The organism is Jannaschia marina, assembly GCF_013404595.1.
GTDB lineage: Bacteria > Pseudomonadota > Alphaproteobacteria > Rhodobacterales > Rhodobacteraceae > Jannaschia > Jannaschia marina.
Map to the genome: position 1 here is coordinate 88394 of NZ_JABVAX010000004.1, position 15984 is coordinate 104377.

General features: G+C 68.7%; 19 protein-coding genes. 7 read left to right on the top strand and 12 right to left on the bottom strand.

The window, feature by feature from the left end; genetic code table 11:
• Positions 1 to 22: 22 nt before the first annotated feature.
• The gene (locus tag HSX43_RS09135) at positions 23 to 682 is read right to left on the bottom strand and encodes an SDR family NAD(P)-dependent oxidoreductase (protein WP_179379819.1); all 660 of its coding nucleotides are present in this window, start codon (positions 680 to 682) and stop codon (positions 23 to 25) included.
• 98 nt (positions 683 to 780) lie between these two features.
• Between HSX43_RS09135 and HSX43_RS09140 the strand changes: the two genes are divergently transcribed.
• Positions 781 to 1356 carry a biotin transporter BioY gene (locus HSX43_RS09140; protein WP_179379820.1) on the top strand — a complete coding sequence of 192 codons (576 nt, stop codon included), beginning with the start codon at positions 781 to 783 and terminating at the stop codon, positions 1354 to 1356.
• 17 nt (positions 1357 to 1373) lie between these two features.
• Here the strand turns inward: HSX43_RS09140 and HSX43_RS09145 are convergent, their stop codons facing one another.
• From HSX43_RS09145 to pyrC, 11 genes are all read right to left on the bottom strand, one after another.
• The gene (locus HSX43_RS09145; RefSeq protein ID WP_179379821.1) at positions 1374 to 1829 is read right to left on the bottom strand and encodes a DUF1284 domain-containing protein; all 456 of its coding nucleotides are present in this window, start codon (positions 1827 to 1829) and stop codon (positions 1374 to 1376) included.
• A 54-nt stretch (positions 1830 to 1883) separates the two neighbouring features.
• Positions 1884 to 3359 carry an amidophosphoribosyltransferase gene (gene purF / locus HSX43_RS09150; RefSeq protein WP_179379822.1) on the bottom strand — a complete coding sequence of 492 codons (1476 nt, stop codon included), beginning with the start codon at positions 3357 to 3359 and terminating at the stop codon, positions 1884 to 1886.
• An 88-nt stretch (positions 3360 to 3447) separates the two neighbouring features.
• Complete coding sequence (locus HSX43_RS09155) at positions 3448 to 4038, bottom strand: CvpA family protein (RefSeq protein WP_179379823.1); 591 nt, start codon at positions 4036 to 4038, stop codon at positions 3448 to 3450.
• A gap of 27 nt (positions 4039 to 4065) precedes the next feature.
• Positions 4066 to 5433: a DNA repair protein RadA gene (gene radA / locus HSX43_RS09160; protein WP_179379824.1), complete on the bottom strand. Its 1368-nt coding sequence runs from the start codon at positions 5431 to 5433 to the stop codon at positions 4066 to 4068.
• A gap of 688 nt (positions 5434 to 6121) precedes the next feature.
• Positions 6122 to 6874 carry a DNA repair protein gene (locus HSX43_RS09165; RefSeq protein ID WP_179379825.1) on the bottom strand — a complete coding sequence of 251 codons (753 nt, stop codon included), beginning with the start codon at positions 6872 to 6874 and terminating at the stop codon, positions 6122 to 6124.
• Between the two features lie 213 nt (positions 6875 to 7087).
• Complete coding sequence (gene alr / locus HSX43_RS09170; protein ID WP_179379826.1) at positions 7088 to 8137, bottom strand: alanine racemase; 1050 nt, start codon at positions 8135 to 8137, stop codon at positions 7088 to 7090.
• A 34-nt stretch (positions 8138 to 8171) separates the two neighbouring features.
• Complete coding sequence (locus tag HSX43_RS09175; protein WP_179379827.1) at positions 8172 to 8570, bottom strand: RidA family protein; 399 nt, start codon at positions 8568 to 8570, stop codon at positions 8172 to 8174.
• Positions 8560 to 10035, bottom strand: a complete 1476-nt coding sequence (locus tag HSX43_RS09180) for a replicative DNA helicase (protein WP_407929373.1) — start codon at positions 10033 to 10035, stop codon at positions 8560 to 8562. The genes HSX43_RS09175 and HSX43_RS09180 overlap by 11 nt, the downstream gene beginning before the upstream one ends.
• A gap of 184 nt (positions 10036 to 10219) precedes the next feature.
• On the bottom strand, positions 10220 to 10669 hold the full coding sequence (locus HSX43_RS09185) for a hypothetical protein (RefSeq protein ID WP_179379829.1): 450 nt from the start codon (positions 10667 to 10669) through the stop codon (positions 10220 to 10222).
• Positions 10670 to 10720: 51 nt separating this feature from the next.
• Positions 10721 to 11398, bottom strand: coding sequence for an orotate phosphoribosyltransferase (locus tag HSX43_RS09190; RefSeq protein ID WP_179379830.1), 678 nt, complete (start codon positions 11396 to 11398; stop codon positions 10721 to 10723).
• A gap of 75 nt (positions 11399 to 11473) precedes the next feature.
• On the bottom strand, positions 11474 to 12490 hold the full coding sequence (gene pyrC, locus HSX43_RS09195; RefSeq protein WP_179379831.1) for a dihydroorotase: 1017 nt from the start codon (positions 12488 to 12490) through the stop codon (positions 11474 to 11476).
• A 54-nt stretch (positions 12491 to 12544) separates the two neighbouring features.
• Between pyrC and HSX43_RS09200 the strand changes: the two genes are divergently transcribed.
• The 6 genes from HSX43_RS09200 to HSX43_RS09225 all read left to right on the top strand — a co-directional run bounded on the left by HSX43_RS09200 (position 12545) and on the right by HSX43_RS09225 (position 15747).
• Positions 12545 to 13345, top strand: a complete 801-nt coding sequence (locus tag HSX43_RS09200; protein ID WP_179379832.1) for an urease accessory protein UreD — start codon at positions 12545 to 12547, stop codon at positions 13343 to 13345.
• Between the two features lie 8 nt (positions 13346 to 13353).
• The gene (locus HSX43_RS09205; protein WP_179379833.1) at positions 13354 to 13674 is read left to right on the top strand and encodes an urease subunit gamma; all 321 of its coding nucleotides are present in this window, start codon (positions 13354 to 13356) and stop codon (positions 13672 to 13674) included.
• Positions 13671 to 13976, top strand: a complete 306-nt coding sequence (locus HSX43_RS09210; protein WP_179379834.1) for an urease subunit beta — start codon at positions 13671 to 13673, stop codon at positions 13974 to 13976. Before HSX43_RS09205 ends, HSX43_RS09210 begins: the two co-directional genes overlap by 4 nt.
• A gap of 4 nt (positions 13977 to 13980) precedes the next feature.
• The gene (locus tag HSX43_RS09215) at positions 13981 to 14259 is read left to right on the top strand and encodes an antifreeze protein (protein WP_179379835.1); all 279 of its coding nucleotides are present in this window, start codon (positions 13981 to 13983) and stop codon (positions 14257 to 14259) included.
• Between the two features lie 133 nt (positions 14260 to 14392).
• Positions 14393 to 15208 carry a cyclase family protein gene (locus tag HSX43_RS09220; RefSeq protein WP_179379836.1) on the top strand — a complete coding sequence of 272 codons (816 nt, stop codon included), beginning with the start codon at positions 14393 to 14395 and terminating at the stop codon, positions 15206 to 15208.
• Between the two features lie 218 nt (positions 15209 to 15426).
• The gene (locus HSX43_RS09225; RefSeq protein WP_179379837.1) at positions 15427 to 15747 is read left to right on the top strand and encodes a hypothetical protein; all 321 of its coding nucleotides are present in this window, start codon (positions 15427 to 15429) and stop codon (positions 15745 to 15747) included.
• Positions 15748 to 15984 lie beyond the last annotated feature (237 nt).

Genomic DNA, 15984 nt, shown 5'->3' on the forward strand with positions numbered 1-15984 from the left:
AGGGCCGTGGCCGGTGTCGGCGTCAGAGGCCGATGTCACCCATCAATCGTGCGGCCTCCTCGGCCGGCGCGGCGAGGGCGGCGCGGTCTTCGCCGGGGTGGAAGCGGCCGCGGAGCGCGGTGGGCATTGGCCGGGGCGTGAGCCGGTGGATGCGCGGGGCCGTGGCCGTCGTCGCCTCGGCCTGCCAGGCGGTCAGGATCGCGCGCTGCGCGGCCTTGGTCGCGAGGTAGGCGGAGGCGAACTTCGGCGCTCGGTCGTCGTCGAAGAAGACGGCCTGCGCATCCCCGGCGGCGTGCAGGAGCGGCGAGACGTAGGGAATGAGCCGCTGGAGCGCGGTGACGTTGGTGGCGAGCGCCTTGGCGAAATCCTTCTCGTCGGCCATGTCGGCAGGCGCGAGCGGCGGGGCGTGGACGGCCGTATGCACCCAGAGCGGCAGCGTGCCCCAGCGGTCGTGGATGCCCTTGCAGAGATGCTGCATCGCGCCCGCGTCGGTCACGTCCATCGGCGCGAGCGTGGCCGCGCCGCCGGCGGCCTGGATGCGGTCGTCGAGCTCCTCGAGGCCACCCTGCGTGCGCGCCACGGCGACGACATGGGTGCCCTTCGCGGCCAGATATTCGGCGATGGCGGCCCCGAGACCGCGCGAGGCGCCGGTGACGAGCGCGAGCGTGGGATAATCTGTCATGGCCGCTCCCGTGCCACGCGCCGTTAGCGGGATCAAGTTGACAGCCCTCGCGGCAGTGCGGAAAAGGCAATCAGACACGTCATTCACGGGAGAGCGAGATGACCCTGACCGAAACGGCCTTTGGCCGGTTGACCCTGATGAAGCAGGCCGCGCTGGTGCTGGGCGGCACCGGCGTTCTGGCGATCGCCAGTCAGGTGAGCGTGCCCTTCCTGCCTGTGCCGATGACGCTGCAGACGCTGGCCGTCCTGTCGGTCGGTTTCGCCTTCGGGTCGCGGCTGGGCGCGATCACCGTCGCCGCGTGGCTGATGCAGGCGGTCCTGGGCGCGCCGGTGCTGGCGAATTTCAACAACGGCGCGGCCTTCTTCGGTCCGACCGCCGGTTTCCTCGTGGGTTTCGTCGGCATGGCCTGGATCGCCGGTCTCGCCGCCGAGCGGGGCGTCGTCGCCAAGATGGGGATGGGGCTTCTGGCCTCCGCGCTCCTCTATGTGCCGGGCCTCGCCTGGCCGCTCGGCGTGGGCGAGCTCTTCGGCCTGAAGGTCTGGGGCCACGACCTTGCTTTCGGCGCGCTGCTCGACGCCTTCGCGCTGCCGTTCCTGCTGGGCGATGCGGTCAAGGCCGTGCTTGCTGCGCTTCTGGTCACCGGGGGGCTGTCGCTCCTGTCGAAGCGCGCCTGAGACCAGATCGAGCGCTTTCAGCCGCTGCGCCGCTCCTCCCGGGGCGGCGCATTTTCGTTTTCGCTTTCTCCGGAGAGCGCGGCGACGGCAGCCTTGCACATGCCATCCTCGAGCCAACGGCACCCCTTGCAAAGCGTATCGAGATCGTTGGGACGCACCCGCGCGCGCACCCGGTCGAGACAGTCGCCCCAGCTGAGCCGGTCGCCCGGTTTGATCCCGAGGGTCGAGCCGTGCCGCGCGTCGAGAGCGTCGATCTGAAGCTGCGCCTCGCAGCCGTTGCCGACGCGGCGGGGGCAGGGGGCGCAGATGGAATCGGCGATGCCGGTGATCAGGATCGGCGTGCGCTCCCCCCCGGGCGCGCGGAGCTGCCCCCGCACGATACCGGCCATGTTCGCGGTGAAGGCGTCGTCATAGCCCATCCCTTCGAAGCCGATGGAACAGAGAACGTGGTGCGGGCGTAAGCGGACTGACATTGCGGTTGTCTAGACGGTATGTCCGATGACACAACCGGGACGGGTGCAAACCCGCTATTCCGCGGCCTTGAGGCGGAACCCCTTTTCCACCTGATCCGCGGGCTCGACAGGATAGTCGCCCGAGAAGCAGGCGTCGCAGTATTGCGGGGCGTCGACGTCGCGTCCCTTTGCCTCGCCCACGGCGCGATAGAGGCCGTCGAGCGAGATGAACTTGAGGCTGTCGACTCCGAGATGCCTGCGCATTTCCTCCTCGGTCATCGTCGCGGCCAGCAGCTTCTCGCGCTGCGGCGTGTCGACGCCGTAGAAGCAGGGCCAGGCCGTCGGCGGGGAGGCGATGCGGAAGTGGACCTCGGCCGCGCCGGCGTCGAGGATCATCTCCTTGATCTTGCGGCTCGTGGTGCCGCGCACGACGCTGTCATCGACGAGGATCACGCGCTTGCCGCGGATGAGGGCGCGGTTGACGTTGAGCTTGAGGCGCACGCCCATGTTGCGGATCGATTCCGACGGCTCGATGAAGGTGCGGCCCATGTACTGGTTGCGAATGATCCCCATGGCGTAGGGGATGCCCGACGCGAGGCTGTAGCCGATGGCCGCGGGCGTGCCGCTGTCGGGCACGGGGCAGACGAGATCGGCGTCGACCGGAGCCTCCCTGGCCAGCTCGCGGCCGATGTTTTCGCGCGTGGAATAGACGGAGCGGCCGCCGAGGATACTGTCGGGTCGGCTGAAGTAGACGTGCTCGAAGATGCAGAAGCGGGAGCGTTTGGGCTCGAAGGGTCGGTGGGAGGTGACGCCGTCCTTCTCGGAGATGACGACCATCTCGCCCGGCTCGATCTCGCGGATGAACTCGGCCCCGATGATGTCGAGCGCGCAGGTCTCGGAAGCCAGGACCCAGCCGTCGCCCACCTGGCCCAGGACGAGCGGCCGCACGCCCAGCGGATCGCGCACGCCGATGAGCTTGGTGCGTGTCATGGCGACGACGCTGAACGCGCCCTCGACCCGGCGCAGAGCGTCCTTCATCCGCTCGGGGATGTTGCGCTGGAGCGAGCGGGCCATGAGGTGGATGATGCACTCGCTGTCCGAGGACGACTGGAAGATCGAGCCGCGCTCGATGAGTTCGCGGCGCAGGCTGTCGGCGTTGGTGATGTTGCCGTTGTGGGCGATCGCCGCGCCGCCCATGGCGAACTCGCCGAAGAATGGCTGCACGTCGCGGATGGCGGTCGCGCCCTTCGAGCCGGCGGTGGAATAGCGGACGTGCCCGATGCCGATGGGCCCCGGCAGCACGTCCATCACGTCGGCCTGCGTGAAGGTGTCGCGCACGTAGCCGAAGCGGCGGACGGAGTTGAACCCCTGCTCGGCGTCGTGGACGACGATGCCGCCCGCCTCCTGCCCGCGATGTTGCAGCGCGTGGAGACCCAGGGCGGTGAAGTTCGCGGCGGAGCTGACGCCGATCACGCCGAAGACCCCGCATTCCTCCTTCAGCTTGTCGCCCTCGGTGACGGGATCGAAGGGGGTGCTGCGCCAGTCGGTCATCCGCGATGATTCCTGCTTGGATCGGGGCTTGGCCCGTCAGATAGGGCCATTGCCTGCCCCTGTCACCCGCCTGTCACGAAAGGTGAGATCATTCCTCGGGGACTGTGCCCTCGACGGCTTCCACCGGGGCGCCGCATTCGCCGACGAGCCCCTCGTAGCGGGTCAGGATCCAGCCGGGTGCGTCCTCGGGGATCTGTTCCTCGATGTTGCTCTGCGCGCGGCTGAAGATCGTGGCGGAGCGGCTCTGCTCGACCACCGGGATCCCCTCGCTGACGGTGACGCGGTCGTAGACGACGAAGCCCACAGCGACGAGAAGGATGCCGCGCAGCACGCCGAAGAGGAAGCCGAGCCCCTGATCGAAGGGGCCGAGCACCGAATGGCGGATCGCGCCCGACAGGAGCGGTGTGAAGAAACTCGTGAGCACGAGGGCGAGGGCGAAGACGACGGCGAAGGCGGCGATGATGGCCAGCTCGCAGCTGTCGCCGAGGATGTCGCCCAGGAAGGGGATCTCGCGCACGAGCGGCTCGGCCGCGCCGGCAAAGGTGTAGGCCAGGATCGCCGCGGCGATCCATCCGACGATCGCCATGGCCTCGCGGACGATGCCGCGCGAGTAGGCCAGAATGGCGGAGATGAGAATCACGGCCGCGACCGCGCCGTCCACGATGGTGAAACCGTCCATGCGTTCCTCGTCGTCCCGGGTCTGCGGTCAGCCCGCGCCGAACACCTCGCCCACCAGGGTCGTCAGGTCCGGCAACAGGCGCAGGGCGATGCCGCCCGCGTCCCCCGTCTTGCAGCCCCGCGGGGCCATTCCGGCGGTAAAACCAAGTTTGGCGGCCTCTTTCAACCGGTTTTCCGCCTGTGCCACGGGCCGTAGCGCCCCGGAGAGCGACAACTCGCCAAAGACGACCGTATCGGGCGGGATCGCGGCGTCCTCGCGCGCCGACAGAAGGGCGCAGGCGACGGCGAGGTCGGCGGCGGGTTCGGTGACGCGGATGCCGCCGGCGACGTTGAGGTAGACGTCGAGGCCCTGGAAGCTGATGCCGGTGCGGGCTTCGAGGACGGCGAGGATCATCGAGAGGCGCGATCCGTCCCAGCCGACGACGGCGCGGCGCGGCTGCGACAGCTGAGAGGGCGCGACGAGCGCCTGGATCTCCACGAGGACGGGCCGCGTGCCCTCGATGCCGGCGAAGACGACGGAGCCGGGGGCGGGCGCGTCGCGGTCGCCGAGAAAGAGGGCCGAGGGGTTCACCACCTCCGAAAGGCCCGCGCCCGTCATCTCGAAGACGCCGATCTCGTCGGCGGGGCCGAAGCGGTTCTTGACCGCGCGCAGGATGCGGAACTGGTGCCCGCGCTCGCCCTCGAAATAGAGGACGGTATCGACCATGTGTTCGACGACGCGGGGGCCGGCGATCTGACCCTCCTTGGTGACGTGGCCCACGAGGATGACGGAGGTGCCGAAGCGCTTGGCGAAGCTCGTCAGCTCATGGGCGCTCGCGCGCACCTGACTGACGGAGCCAGGGGCCGAATCCACCGTGTCGGCCCACATGGTCTGGATCGAATCGATAATGCAGAGATCGGGTTTCTCCGCCTCGAGCGTGGTCAACACGTCGCGCAGGTTGGTCTCGGAGGCGAGTTTGACGCTGCTGTCGCCGAGGCCGAGCCGTTGCGCTCGCATCCGCACCTGTGCCGTCGCCTCCTCGCCCGAGACGTAGACGACGCGGCACCCGGCGGCGGCGAAGGCGGCGGCGGCCTGCAGCAGGAGCGTCGACTTGCCGATGCCCGGATCGCCGCCGACGAGCGTGGCCGAGGCCGGGACGAGGCCGCCGCCCAGCACCCGGTCGAGCTCCGAGAGGCCCGAGAGCGTGCGCGGCGGCGGCACCTCCTCGGTCGCGAGGTCGGTGAGCGCCATGCGCTTGCCCTTCATCGTGCCGAGCGATTTCTTCGAGGGCCCCTGGCTAAGCGGGACTTCCTCCTGAATGGAGTTCCACGCCCCGCAAACGTCGCACCGCCCGCTCCACTTCTTATGGATCGCACCGCATTCGGTACAGGCGAACTGGGTCACGGGCTTGGCCATGTTCGCGTTTTGGTCTCTTTGGGGGCGCGGCGCAAGGGGGCTTCTGGCGCGGTGACGACGACACTCATTGCCAGGAGGACACACGCGGGATGGTCGGCAAACGTGGTGAAGGTCGGGTTTGAGCCCAACTTGAATGATGCTGCGCTGTGCACCAATGTCGGCTTGAAGTTTCTTGGCCCGTTTTCCGACAACTAGCCGCGATCAGCGTAGGACAAGAAATGAGAATAGTATTTATGATTGTTGGCTTGGTTTGTGGTGCTGGGGTCTATGCAGTGTTCGACCTACGAGATGACTATTTTCGGTCAATAGAACTGGCAGAAGCAAACTGTATGATCTTGGTGCTTTCTGATCCTAACGTCGAGCTCGCGCCTGCCGAGATTTACTGTAACTTAGTTGTTGACGATGACTTCCTACTGACGTTCGAAGTGAACGAGGCCGAAGGAATTTACGTTGACTGCCTTCCTGGTGCGGCGCTCTTCAGGCGTCAAATTACTTTTGGAGAATGCGGCTTGTATGAGCGTTAGCTTGCCGGCAGCCCTCGGAGAAATCTTCATGACCGGAACGGCAGAGGTTTTCGTTCAACACGGAAAGCATCCATAAGAACTGCCAATGCGAATGTCCGCTTCGTCCCGCTTACCTGAACTTGACTAGCGTATGGGGCTCATAACCCATAGCCTCTCCGCCCCCCTCACTCCGCCGGCAGCGTCTCCGAGTTGCCCGCGGAGTTCGCCTTGCGGCGCATCTGGAGGCCGACGACGTTCTCGCTGGCGGCGTGCCCGGTGAGCTTGATGGCGTCGGTGACCTCGGCGAGGTCCTTCTGCAGGCGTTCGAGCTGTTTCTCGGCCAGGCCCTCCTCGACGCTGACGGCCTGCATCCAGCGTTTGATCTCCTGCACGGTCGCCTGGGCCATGGAGATGCGCTGGCGGTAGTCCTCCACCTCCTGCTGGCGCTGGCGCAGGAAGCTGCGGGCGCGCTCGACCTTCTCGGTCGTATAGACCTCGGCTATGTCGCGGCTTTCGACCGACATCTGGGCGGCGACCTGCAGCACGTCATGCTCGAGCTCGGCGAGATCGGGGTGCGCGCGCATCCAGTCGATGCGTTCGCGCATGGCGTCGAACTCGCGGCTGAGCTGGAACGCCCCGTCGCGGTCGGCTGCGTGGACGAGGGCGTAGGCCTGCGTCACGTCGGCCATCGAGAGCTGGAAATCGCGGTTCGTGAGCTCGAGCCGCCGGACGCGGGCGTTCGAGGGCAGGAAGCCGACGAGAAGAAGGAGGAGCAGCGTGACACCGATCTGAGCGATCATGCCTGCCCCCTCGATCGTCGTGCCGCCGACGGCGAGCGGAAGGTCGGGCCAGGGGAGGATACCGAGAAATGCGGCACCGGTGGCCGCGGTCAGGCCAAGGGCAGAAACAACCAGAAGGAATGTGCATACCAGTTGCAACAGACTGGTCGCAACGGCGACCGGACGATACGTTTCGTTCATTATAGCCAGACCCTGTGCGTTGGCGGTGTTACGGGTTTCTTGGCTGCTCAACGCCAGTATAGGCGAAAAGTTGCCGTGCAAGGCAACGATTATTAAGAAATTAATGTGATTGGGCGCGATTGCTACGTGATCCGGCAGTCTTCGTGCGTTGGCGCACGGCGAAATGCCCGATTACGCGACGCTTCCCCGGTAGTGGCGCTGGTATCGGCGGCCGAGCGCGGTGAGCACCTCGTAGCCGATCGTGTTCGCCTTCGAGGCGAGTGCGTCGATCCCGTGGTGCGGATCGAGGAAGCGAAGCGTCTCCGGATCGCGGTCGAGATGGGAGATGTCGATGGTCAGCAGATCCATCGAGACGCGCCCGACGACGGGGCAGGGCACCGGCCCCGCCATCGCGTCGACACCGGGAGAGAGCGCGCGGAAGAGCCCGTCGGCATAGCCCCCCGCCACGGTGGCGAGGCGCGCGGGCGCGGGGGCCGTCCAGGTGGCGTTGTAGCCGACGGTCTCGCCCGCGGCGACGTCGAAGCAGGCGATGACCGGCAGGTCGAGCGCGACGACGGGCTCGGCCCGGTCGAAGGGGGCCCCGCCATAGAGGCCGACGCCGGGGCGCGTCATGTCGAAATGGTAGTCGGGCCCGAGGATGGTGCCGCCGGTCGCCGCGAGGCTGCGCGGGACGGCGATGCCGTCGGTGATCTCGTGGAAGCGGGCCAGCTGGGCTGCGTTCTCGCTGGAGTCCGGCTCGTCGGCCGACGACAGATGCGACATCACGAGCACGGGCTCGGCGCGCAGGGCGAGCTCGGCGACGGCGGCCCATTCGTCGAGCTTGAGCCCGAGGCGGTTCATGCCGGTATCGAGCTGCAGGCCGAAGGGATGGCGAGGCAGGGTTTCGAGGTGGCGCGTCAGCTGATCGAGCGAGCAGAGCAGCGGCACGACGTCGGCGCGTTTGAGCGTGAGCGTGTCGCCCGGCATGTGGCCGTAGAAGGCGTAGATGCGCGGCTCGGGGCCGAGGGCGCGGCGCAGTTCCAGCCCCTCGTCGGCGCTCGCGACGAAGAAGGCCCGGCAGCCCTCCGCGAAGAGCCGCGGCGCGACCTGCGTGACGCCGAGGCCGTAGGCGTCGGCCTTGACGGTCGCCGCCGTCTCGCAGTCGGGGGCGGACAGGTGGTCGAGCGCCCGCCAGTTGGCGGCGACGGCCTCGAGGTCGATATGGAGCGTTCCGGTGGGCATGGTGGCGGGGTGATGCGGAGAAGGGCGCGCGGCGTCAAGATGCGGCGGTTGCGTCGCGTGCGACGATACGGATCTCCACGAGGGCCCCGGGGCGGCGCAGACCGGCGACCTCCACCGCCGTCCAGGCGGGGAAGGGGGCGTCGAGGCGGGCGCGGACGCAGGTTTCGAACCTGTCGAAATGGCGGGCCATGTCGATGTGGTAGCTCGTCATCTCGACCACGTCGCCGAGCGTCAGCCCGGCCGCGGCCAGCACATGGGCGATCTTGTCGAAGGCCGCGTCGAACTGTCGGGCGGGGTCGGCGGGCATCGCGCCGTCCGGCCCGCTGCCGGTCATGCCGGTCAGGAAGACGAGGCCTCCGGCGCGCACGGCCGGCGAGAGCGGCAGGTCGGGCGCGGCCCCCGCCGCGATGGCGTCGCGCTGGCTAGCGCCCATCCTGCCAGGGCTTCACGAGGTTGCCGAAGCGGGTGAAGCGGCCCTCGAAGGCCAACTCGACCGTGCCGATGGGGCCGTGGCGCTGCTTGCCGATGATGACCTCGGCCTTGCCGTGGACGGCCTCCATCGCGGCCTGCCACTCGGCCATCTTGTCGAGCTGGTGGTCGCCCGGCTTCTCGCGTTCCTTGTAGTACTCCTCGCGGTAGACGAACATCACGACGTCCGCGTCCTGCTCGATCGAGCCGGATTCCCGCAGGTCGGAAAGCTGGGGCCGCTTGTCCTCCCGGCTCTCGACCTGGCGGGAGAGCTGCGAGAGGGCGATCACCGGGATGTCGAGCTCCTTGGCGATGGCCTTCAGGCCCTGCGTGATCGCCGAGACCTCGTTGACGCGGCTGTCGCCGTGGCCCGGGGCCTTCACGAGTTGCAGGTAGTCCACGATCAGCAGGTCGAGGCCGTGGGTGCGCTTCTGCCGCCGGGCGCGGGCGGCGAGCTGTGCGATGGGCAGGGCGGGCGTGTCGTCGATGTAGAGCGGACAGGCTTCCAGTGCCTTGGCGGCTTCCACGAAGCGGCGGAACTCGGCCTCGGTCATGTCGCCCTTGCGGATCTGCTCCGAGGGCACCTCGGAGGCCTCCGAGAGGACGCGGGCGGCGAGTTGCTCGGCCGACATCTCGAGCGAGTAGAAGCCCACGACCCCGCCCTCGACCGCGCCTTCGCGCCCGTCGTGGGTGATGCCGCGCTTGTAGGCCTTGGCGACGTTGAAGGCGATGTTGGTGGCGAGCGAAGTCTTCCCCATCGAGGGGCGGCCGGCGAGGATCAGGAGGTCGGAGCGGTGGAGGCCACCGAGCTTCTTGTCCATGTCGATGAGGCCGGTGGAGGTGCCGGCGAGGCCGCCGTCGCGCTGATAGGCGGCGTTGGCGACGTCGACCGCCTGCTTGATGGCCGACAGGAAGGACTGGAAGCCGCTCTCGGCGCGGCCCTGTTCGGCGAGCTTGTAGAGCTTCGATTCGGCGTCGACGATCTGGTCCGCCGGCTCGCGCTCGACGTTGATGTCGGTGGCCTGCGCCTCGATGTCCCGGCCGAGCGCGATGAGCTCACGCCGGATGGCGAGGTCGTAGATGAGCTGCGCGTAGTCCCGCACGGCGTACGCGGCGATGGCGGAGGCGGCGAGGGTGACGAGGTACTTCGGCCCGCCGAGCGCCTTGAGGCCCTCGTCCTCCTCGAGGAAGGGCTTGAGCGTGACGGGCGAGGCGAGAGCGTTCTTCTGGATGCGCGCGGCGCAGATCTCGAAGACGCGGGCGTGGACCGGGTCGTAGAAATGCTCGCCCGAGATGACGCTCGCCGCCCGGTCGTAGAGGTCGTTGTCGGTGAGGAGCGCGCCCAGAAGCTGCTGCTCCGCCTCGATGTTGTGCGGCAGCGTCTCCGCCGTGCCCTCGTCCTGCGTGGCGGGGAGATAGCCCTCGTCCATGCGCGTGATCTCGTTCATTTGACTGCCCCCGCCGGGCGTGGACCGCCCGGTCACCGATTTGCCTCGGAACCTTTCACAGTGGGATACAGAATGGCGCGGCCTGCGGCAACTTGGATAAGATGTGCATAGCCTGTGAGTGACGGGATTCGACGCGGCGACAGGGGGTTACGGCGCGAAGTTTTTCTCAGCTGGCGGAGCCGCCCGCCGCGATGCGCTCAAGCTCCTCGCGCCAGTCGCAGGCAAGACCGTCGCCGTCCTCGTCGAGCCTGTGACGATCGTTGCGAGGGCCGCCGGAGCCCATGAGCTCCGCTTGCGCGGCGGCGGGCAGGACGAAGTCCGAGCAATTGATCCCGTCGAGGTCGGGGTCGTCCTGTCGCGGCCGTCGCCAGCGGCCGGGGCGTGCCTCGGCGAGACTGCGTTGCCCGAGGAAAGACGCGCCGCTGCGGACTTCCCCGCGACTGCCGAGTTCCGCCTCGACCTGGCTCAACTCCAGCCGGTCCTCCGTGGTCGCCTGCATCTGCCAGAGCGTCGCGGTGTCGAGCCCGTTGATCCGCCGCGCCTCTTGGCGCGCCGCCTCCGGCGAGACGCCGCCGCAGCCGGCGAGACCGATCAGCAGAAGCAATTCGAGGCGCATGGCGACCTCCGATGTATCCGTTCGCCCGACCCGGCTCTGCGCATCCGGGTTTCAGCTCCGGTTGCGCTCCTGCCAGGCACGCGGATCGTTCAGGAACGCCTCCACGCCGGCAAGTGTCTCGGCGTCGAAGTGGCCCTGTGCGCGGGCCTCTGCCAGAACGTCCCACCAGGTGCACAGGCTGTGCAGCGTGACGCCGTGGTCGCCGAGCGTCCTGGTGATCTCGGGGAAGATGCCGTAGCTGAAGAGGACGGAGGTATGGGCGCAGGTGGCCCCGGTGTCGCGGATCGCGTCGACGAAGGAGAGTTTCGAGCCGCCGTCGGTCGTCATGTCCTCGACCAGCAGCACGCGGTCGCCCTCGGCCATCACGCCCTCGATCCGCGCGTTGCGGCCGTAGCCCTTGGGCTTCTTGCGCACGTAGGCCATCGGCAGGGCCAGCCGCTCGGCCATCCAGGCCCCGAAGGGAATGCCCGCCGTCTCGCCGCCCGCGACGACGTCGAAGGCCTCGAACCCCGCGTCGCGCATGGTGGTCACGGCGAGGAAATCCATCAGCGTCGCGCGGATGCGGGGATAGGAGATGAGCTTGCGGCAGTCGATGTAGGTCGGGCTCGGCAGGCCGGAGGCGAGCGTGAAGGGCTCGCGCGAATTGAAGTGCACCGCGCCGACCTCCAGCAGGGTGCGGGCCGTCAGCCGGGCGATCTCGTCTTTCGCGGGGAAGCTCGTGGGGATCATCTGTCGCGTTCCTTCTGGCGGCCTTTCCTTCGCGAAGGAAAGGCGGGTGGCAGGTTCTTCGGGAAGACCCTGCGTCTAGCGGACATGCCAATGCACGGGGTGGCCCGGGTCGAAGAGCGTGACCGACTGGCCATGGGCCTCGATCCGCTCGGGGAAGGTCCGGGCCGCGCCCTTTTCCAGCGTCAGCGTGTCGTCGTTGACGGGCAGCCTGTAGTGCGCGGGCCCGTTCAGGGAGGTGAAGGCCTCGAGCCGGTCGAGCGCGCCTTCCTCCTCGAAGATATGGGCCAGGAGGGGCAGGGCGTGGGGTGCGGTGAAGCAGCCGGCGGAGCAGCAGGCGCTTTCCTTGGCGTGGGTCGGATGCGGCGCGCTGTCGGTGCCGAGGAAGAAAGGGCCGTCGCCCGAGGTGGCGGCGGCGCGCAGCGATTCCTGATGCGTCGCGCGCTTGAGGATCGGCAGGCAGTAGAAATGCGGCCGCATCCCGCCCGCGAGCATGTCGTTGCGGTTCGCCATCAGGTGCTGGACGGTGATCGTGGCTCCCACGCCCGGGTTGGCGCGGACCCAGTCGACGGCCTCGGTCGTGGTGACATGTTCGAGCGTCAGTTTCAGGCCGGGGTGGGCCGCGCGCAGGGGCGTCAGCACCCGGTCGAGGAAGCGCGCCTCTCGGTCGAAGATGTCGACCTCGCGGTCCGTCACCTCGCCGTGGAGGCAAAGCGGCACGCGGGCTTCTTCCATCGCGGCGAGGACGGGGCGCACGGCCTCGATGTCGCGCACCCCCGAGGCGGAGTTCGTCGTGGCCCCGGCGGGATAGAGCTTCACGGCGGTGACGATCCCGGCCGCATGGGCGGCGACGACGTCGGCCGGATCGGTGCCTTCGGTCAGGTAGAGCGTCATCAGGGGTTCGGCGAAACCCGCGGCGATCACCCGGTCGCGGTAGGCGGCGGCCTCGGCCCCGGTGACGACGGGCGGCACGAGGTTCGGCATGATGATGGCGCGGCGGAAATCCCGGCTCTCGGGGGCGACGGCGCGCAGCATGTCGTCGTCGCGCAGGTGCAGGTGCCAGTCGTCGGGCCGGCGGATCGTGAGGCTCTCCATGGCTCACCCGGTAACGCCCTTGCGGCCCGATGGCCAGAGGGTCACTCTGCGCCGATGCTCGATCGTCCCCATCTCCAGCGCGTCAAGGGCGAGGCCCGCGTGGCGCTCGGCCGCGCCGGTCTGCGCGACCTGCGGCAGGCCGGGTCGGCCAAGGCGATGCTGCCGCGCGTCGACGGGGCCGAGCCGGAGGTCGTGTTCCTGAACACCGCCGGGGGCGTGACGGCGGGCGACCGGCTCGACTATGCGCTGGCCCTCGGGCCGGGGGCGCGGGCGGTCGGGGCAACGCAGACGGCGGAACGGGCCTATCGCGCGCCGGACGGCCGCGGACGGATCGAGACCCTGCTGACGGTGGGCGCGGGCGCGCATCTCGACTGGCTGCCGCAGGAGACGATTCTCTTCGAGGGGGCGGGTCTCGACCGGGTGACGGAGGTGGAGCTGGCCGAGGGCGCGACGTTCCTCGGGGTCGATACCCTGGTCCTGGGGCGCGCGGCCCACGGTGAGACGCTGCGGGACGTGCGGCTGGAGGATCGGCGGCGGGTGACCCGTGGCGGCGTGCCCCTGCACGAGGAGCACCTGTCGCTCGACGCGGGCGCGCTGGCCGATCCGGCGGCACTCGGGGGCGCCCGGGCGCTGGCGACGCTCGTGCTGATCGCGCCCGATGCGGCGGACCGGCTGGCCGGACTGCGGGCCGCGCTCCCCGCGCCTTCGGTGCGCGCCGCCGTCTCCGCCTGGGAGGGGCGGCTCGTCGCGCGGCTCGCCGCCCCCGATCCGGCCCCGTTGCGCCGGGCGCTCATCTCGGCCATCGTGGCGCTGCGCGGCACCCCGATGCCGCGCGTCTGGCAAACCGACGACTGAGGCCGCAGATGAACCTGACCCCGCGCGAAAAGGACAAGCTCCTCGTGAGCGTCGCGGCCATGGTGGCGCGCGGGCGGCTGGAGCGGGGGTGCAAGCTCAACCATCCCGAGGCGATCGCGCTCATCACCGATTTCGTGGTCGAGGGCGCGCGCGACGGGCGGTCGGTCGCCGACCTGATGCAGGCCGGTGCCCACGTCATCACCGCCGATCAGTGCATGGCGGGCATTCCCGAGATGATCCATGACGTGCAAGTCGAGGCGACGTTCCCCGACGGCACGAAGCTCGTGACCGTCCACCACCCGATCCGGGTGACGGAGGCGGCGGAATGATCCCCGGCGAGATCCTGACGGCGGCGGGCGAGATCACGCTCAACGCCGGGGCGGAGGCCGTGACGGTCGAGGTGGCGAACACCGGCGACCGGCCGGTGCAGGTGGGCAGCCACTATCACTTCGCGGAGACGAACGCCGCGCTCGATTTCGATCGCGACGCGGCGCGGGGCCGGCGGCTCGACATCGCGGCCGGAACGGCGATCCGGTTCGAACCGGGGCAGACGCGGCGCGTGGCGCTGGTGCTGCTCTCGGGGGACCGGGTTGTTCAGGGCTTCAACGGCCAGGTCCAGGGCCCACTCTAGCAGGATGTACCAGCTCTTCGATCTCCAGCTGCGCACGGCGCAGATGCTCGTCGAGGCGCAAGGCGTGGTGAACCTGCGGCTGATGGGGCTGGCGGGTCTCGTGCCGTCGCGCTCGGACGAGGTGCTGCGGATGGTTTTGGAGAAACAGAGTGCCTTCGCCGAGGCGGGCCTCGCGGCGACGGGCGCGCTCATGGCCGGCAAGACGCCGGCGCAGGCCTATGACCTCGCGCTTGCGCCCATCGGACGGCGAACACGAGACAACGCGCGCCGCCTCGCGCGGTAGGCGCGCGGGCAGGTCCGTCCGCTCAAGGAACAGGTGCCGGTGCCCGAACGGGGGTGCCCGTGGACCTCACGCTTGACAGGCCCCCGCGGGATTTGGGCTACTGGCGCCAAAGACCGAAGCCGGAGGAAGACCCATGTGTGATGTCTGCGTGATGAATGCCGTCAAGGACCGGATGCTGTCGCGGCGCGACCTGTTGCGCGGCGGGGCGGCGGCCGGCGTGGCCGGGGCGGCGGGCCTCGCCGCGGTGCCCGCCGTGGCCGACGCCCATGGCTCGGTCTTCGACATGACCCATACCTATGGCCCCGATTTCCCGACGTTCTTCGGCGAGCCGGGCATCGCGCTCGAACAGGCGTTCAACTTCGAGGAAAACGGCTTCAACCTCTTCAACCTGACGATCAACGAGCATACCGGCACGCATATCGACGCGCCGCTCCATTTCTCGGAGGACGGCAAGTCGGTGGACGAGATCGAGGTCGGCAACCTCGTGGTGCCGCTCTGCGTGATCGACATCCGCGAGAAGGCCGATGCCGATCCGGACGCGCAGGTGACGCCCGACGACCTGGCGGCCTGGATCGAGGTGAACGGCGATATTCCCGACCGGTCCTGCGTGGCGATGCTCTCGGGCTGGGGCGACAAGGTCGCGGAGCCGGCCTATCGCGGCGCGGACGACGCGGGCGGGCTGCATTTCCCCGGCTTCCACCCCGAGGCCACGGCCATGCTGCTGGAACAGACGTCGGCGGCGGCGATGGCGGTCGACACGCTCTCGCTCGATCACGGGCCCTCGCAGGATTTCGCGACCCACTACGCCTGGCTCCCGGCCGGCCGCTACGGGATCGAGAACCTCGCCGGGCTCGAGCAGATGCCTCCCGCCGGGGCCACGCTCATCGTCGGCGCGCCGAAGCACGCGGGCGGCACCGGCGGTCCGGCCCGGATCCTGGCGATGGCCTGAAGCGTCCCACCCAAGGCCCGATTCGAACTGCGTGACCCGTCGGCGCACCGCTCTGACGGGATCGAGGTTTTCGCCAAACGAATGCCGCGGGTCCAGTGCAGCAGGAATTGCCTCGGCGTCTTTTCGCTGGATTTGCGATGCGGAGATGTGGCGCTTGCCGCCCGCTCCGTACGGTCGCCCCCTGATGACGGGAGAGATCAGCGAAAAGGGAGCGCGACATGCCCGACACCATCGAAGACGTCACTGCCGTCACCCCGGAGGACGGCGGTCACGGAGAGGAGATCGTCGTCACCGCGACGCCGGAGCCCGACAGCTTCTTCAACGTCGACTCGTTCGACTTCTGGGATTTCGGTCCCGGCGAGAGCGTCCTGAGACAATACGACCACGATCTGGGCGTGGGACGGCAGATCGTGATCGCACCGGACGGGACGCGGATGTTCCAGTACTTCGAGCATTCGGAGACGGAACCGCATGTCCACGACGTACCACGCGACGTCATTTTCATGGGCGAGCCGGACAACGTCTACGACCTCTACTGATTTGACGCTTCCGCGCGTCTTCTCGGCTGAGGGGCCAGTGCGGCACCCCTACGTGTCCGACGTCGATGCCGTGGCGCGGGTTCTGCAGCGAGCCGGGGTCGCCGTGTTCGCGAGTTCGGGTGGGGCCGCGGAAACCTGCGCAACTGAGCGAAACCAGGCTATCTCGACTGCTCCGGTTGCGCTGGATCAAGGCCCGACCTGCGCGGGGTAGACAGGCTGGTGGCAGAGATCGGAGGA